This is a genomic window from Pedobacter agri PB92 (assembly GCF_000258495.1).
In the GTDB taxonomy this organism is placed as follows: domain Bacteria; phylum Bacteroidota; class Bacteroidia; order Sphingobacteriales; family Sphingobacteriaceae; genus Pedobacter; species Pedobacter agri.
In genome coordinates this window covers 1-3,951 of record NZ_AJLG01000282.1, presented here as the reverse complement: position 1 = coordinate 3,951, position 3,951 = coordinate 1, and the positions used below count along the sequence as shown (strand labels likewise).

The window sequence follows — 3,951 nt, the reverse complement described above, 5'->3', positions numbered from 1 at the left end:
CTGGCGATGTTTCCAATAATTCTGCCCATGAATGAATCAACAATCGATACCGCAGAAATATCAATCAGTACGCCTTTTGAACTGGTTTTATTCACCATCTGTACCAGGTCAGCCTCTAAATCCAGCGCAAGCCTGTCATAAAGATCCACCTGAATGGTTACCAGTAAAAAGCTTCCCATCCTTAGAATAGGAATTTTATCCATATTTATTAAAGATTAGTTTTAGAAATTGCACTGCTTTTACGCACCTCAAGGCGAAGCACCCTGAACGCATAAGATAAGGCACTGGCCAATGATGCTTTAGTGATAATATTAGAAAGATCTATACCCAGGTGAACTACCGTTTGGGCAATTTCAGGTCGGATACCGCTAATAATACACTCTGCACCCATTAACCGCGTGGCACTAACGGTTTTAATCAAATGCTGGGCAACCAATGAATCTACTGCCGGTACACCTGAAATATCAAGGATGGCAATGCTCGATCCGGTTTCTACAATTTCCTGTAGCAGGTTTTCCATTACAATCTGGGTTCTCGAGCTATCAAGGGTACCAATAATCGGCAACGCCAGGATACCATCCCAAACACGGATAACAGGGGTAGAAATTTCGGCAATCTCATCAGTCTGTCTCAGAATCACTTCTTCCCTGCCCTTAATAAAGGTTTCAAAAAGTAACAATGCTCAGGTTATCCATCACCTTATTAATCTTCAAACTTTCTTCAAAAAGCTGTTTCGAATCCTGAATTTCCTGTTGCAATACTTCCAGTAAAGCCTCTTTTAAACTGTATACAAACCGGCCGGTCTCCCGTGGCGAAAAACCCTGACGAGCACGGGTAATGGCAATACCACCTAATATCTCGATCACAGGATCCCATCGGTCTGTGTTAAAATCAATAAGATCATCTTCTGCAAGGTTTGCAACTAAAGCCGAAATCAACTCTTCCGACTGGCCGCGAAGCTCTTCATTACTGATAAGATCTTCTCTTAAACCATCATCCGACAGTTGGTTTTTCATCCAGCTTTCAAGGATGTTCTTTTTTTGTGTTTGTAACAATTTCAGCGTATTAAATGACATTTTTTAGGGTGACTTAAGGTTTTAAACTTGACATTCCAGACTGGATTTTAAGGTTGGAAAGTTAAGAATTTCTTTCGTATTCTGAAGCCTTATTTTTAGCAGGCAAAAGATAGCGGAGAAAACAGGTTGGCCGCAGAAGCTTGGGCAGCTAAGTGCTTTATTCAAGGTTGGCGAATATTGATAAGTGTGTGAAGTAAATTACATTGATGAGGAGCAACAACCAGCCTTTGGAATAAAGCTTGCTTCCAGGAAAATCATGCTTATTGATCAGCAGGTTAGCGGATTCCGCTGGGGAATCATGCTAATGTGACCATCCTTTTGCTGAGCACTTGATCGCTTCCTTAAACCCTCATCAACTGGATCGCTAAACCTACGCTCCGGGATGTTTTCCCTACCGCTTGGTGATAGAAAATGGCGTAGTTATCGCAACAAATTCCCATAAAAATGAAAACTACCTTTCTACACTACGGACTTAAACTCGCCAAAAATCTTCGCGATGTAAGGAATTTTATCGGGAAGTTTTCAGCAAATCGAATTCATTACCGTGATTGAATATCTCTTCATATAGAAAATGTAAACACAGCGTAAGCGAATTGATTTATTTGGAAAGATAAAAATAGAACATGGCTTTCACGATCTGGCTCATGCGCCTTTTACCTGTTACCCAATCGGCAATGCTTTCCCGGTCGATTCCCGTATCAAAAGCAATCTTTTTAATCCGCACACCCTTTTCATTCATCTTCTTTTCAATCCAGGATACATCCACCAAACTTGCAGGAGAAGGAAGATAGGTTTCAGCTGCAACGCGAATCTTGATTTCAGAAGGAAGTTTACTAAACAAATCTTGCGTCCTTTTTACCAGTATCGCCTCACTGGCATAGGTTCCCGAAGCCTTTTCCCCCTGAACAGCCGACACCTCAATTACCTGATCCTCCACTGATCGAATAGCAAACAAAATATTCGACTGCTGCTGATGCCTGGCCGCAGCCGCTTCCAGCTTCATAATTCTTTCAGGAGACACTAAACCGCTTAACAGGGATATATTTTCGATATTGCTCATTTTTAAGGTTGAATCCGGTTAAATTTTTAACTGGCATTTTGTAAGAATACATTTTTGGATAATAGCTTCTGCGTAAGTTTTTTCAACCTTTCCCGGTAATCTACACCCAGCCACTTTAAATAATCACGGGTTACTTTCGTTAAACATTTTCCATACTGTTTGATCCGGTAATCAATTTCCTTATCCAGGCTCTGGCATAACTCCATGGCCTTACCTAAATCGCCATCGCAATTTTCCACACACATGAGTGCATGTTGACGGATCGAATCACGCATAACAATTTTAGCTTTTTTGCCACTGTCTACCGCATCACGATAGGCCGAAGCCACATCAAAAGCCACCTCCATACTGTTTGGAAAAGCATTTCTCATTTCCATCGGAATGGCATGGGTTTGCTCCACGCTATGGTGCAGGTTTTCATGGTAAATTTCCGGGTGCAGAAATACATGCATCCAGTCGATTTCACTGTTCCATTCCCCAAACCTTTCAATATTATTTCCCAGATCGGTAATGGTGAAAGTTTTTTTACCAGTTAAACGCCTGGCACCGCGGCCGACCATTTGATGATAAAGTGTTAAAGAAGTGGTCGCACGGTATAAAATAACCGATTGAATGGAAGGTTCATCAAATCCGGTAGTTAATATCGATACCGAAGTTAAGATGGCGCCTTTGGTCTTTTTAAACCACTGGAGTATTTCTGCCCGCTCAGCCAAAGGCGTTTTATTATCCAGGTGCCTGATGGCAAAGCCTGCTTTGGAAAAAGTTTCTTCCACCCTTTTAGAAGCGAAGATCCCGTTATTAAAAATGAGTGTTTTTTTACCCAAAGAATGTTCCTGGTACGAATGCAGCAGCAGATCTAACATGATTTCTGATCCATAAAGCGCATCAGATGAACTCACGGTAAAGTCGCCGGTTAATCCGGTAAGCAGTGAGTTAAGTTCTACATCATAACTTTTAATTTTTGGCTTGGCCAGAAAACCCCGGTTAATCAGCGATGAGATCCCCTCGCCCAGAATCAGCTCATCATAGAAACGATTCATCGGCAAGTTAACATCAGAAGAGAATGGCGTAGCGGTAACGCCAATAATGGCTGCATTTTCAAACTTGCCCAACAACTTATGAAAAGAATTGTGGTGCGCTTCATCTACGATCACCAGACCCACTTCAGAAGTATTGATCAGTCCGTCTTCAATCCGGCGCTTCAGCGTTTCAACCATGGCCACATAACATTCGAAACGGTCTTTAGCAGCTACTTTTTTAACTTTACTGTCCACTACCCTATTCGCTACGCCACTCCCTTTCAAAGCGGCAGTGGTTTGCCGGCAAAGTTCTATGCGGTGAGTAAGCACAATCACCTTTTTACCAAAGGTGCCAATAAAACGCTTGGCAATCTCTGAAAAAATGACGGTTTTTCCCCCACCTGTAGGCAATTGATAAAGCAGCCTGGCCCGCTGCTCCGGATGTGCCGAAAGCTTGCTGAATATAGTCTCTAAATCCTGCTGTTGATAATCGTATAATTTCTTTTTGCTCGCCGGCAACATCGGGGCTGCTACATTCATATCCATGTATTGTTAACCCTGCCGGCTTGAAGAAAGTTTTGCGGCGGGGAATGATTTTTTTTATCAGTCAACACAGCAGTTAAGTAATCGCAAGATGTCAGGCTGAGCGTTAATTCATTTTAAGAAATTTATACGAACGATGCTTTCATGACGATCGTTTTGGGGAGGGCGTACTTCACGACCCCGGCAATCTTCTCTTTTACCGATGACATGGCTTATCCCGATACAGAATCGTCATGGCGAGGGCGTACTTCAT

4 protein-coding genes and 1 pseudogene are annotated in these 3,951 nt (G+C 42.4%); all 5 read right to left on the bottom strand.

Going from position 1 to position 3,951, the window contains the following annotated elements:
• Window positions 1–203: pseudogene (locus ON09_RS23040) on the bottom strand (STAS domain-containing protein); the annotation flags it as partial.
• 5 nt (window positions 204–208) lie between these two features.
• Window positions 209–679 carry an STAS domain-containing protein gene (locus ON09_RS26395; RefSeq protein ID WP_238533792.1) on the bottom strand — a complete coding sequence of 157 codons (471 nt, stop codon included), beginning with the start codon at window positions 677–679 and terminating at the stop codon, window positions 209–211.
• Entirely contained in the window at window positions 666–1,076 is a 411-nt protein-coding gene (locus tag ON09_RS26390) for an RsbRD N-terminal domain-containing protein (protein WP_238533791.1), read from the bottom strand. Before ON09_RS26390 ends, ON09_RS26395 begins: the two co-directional genes overlap by 14 nt.
• Before the next feature lie 598 nt (window positions 1,077–1,674).
• Window positions 1,675–2,136: a hypothetical protein gene (locus ON09_RS23030; protein ID WP_010603430.1), complete on the bottom strand. Its 462-nt coding sequence runs from the start codon at window positions 2,134–2,136 to the stop codon at window positions 1,675–1,677.
• Window positions 2,137–2,162: 26 nt separating this feature from the next.
• A complete protein-coding gene (locus ON09_RS23025) occupies window positions 2,163–3,695 on the bottom strand; it encodes a DEAD/DEAH box helicase (protein WP_039843136.1) in 1,533 nt (510 codons plus the stop codon).
• Between the last annotated feature and the right edge of the window lie 256 nt (window positions 3,696–3,951).

Coding starts and splice junctions, on each gene's coding strand:
- ON09_RS23025 (WP_039843136.1), bottom strand. CDS start 3,695: ATGAATGTAGCAGCCCCGATGTTGCCGGCGAGCAAAAAGAAATTATAC.
- ON09_RS23030 (WP_010603430.1), bottom strand. CDS start 2,136: ATGAGCAATATCGAAAATATATCCCTGTTAAGCGGTTTAGTGTCTCCT.
- ON09_RS26390 (WP_238533791.1), bottom strand. CDS start 1,076: ATGTCATTTAATACGCTGAAATTGTTACAAACACAAAAAAAGAACATC.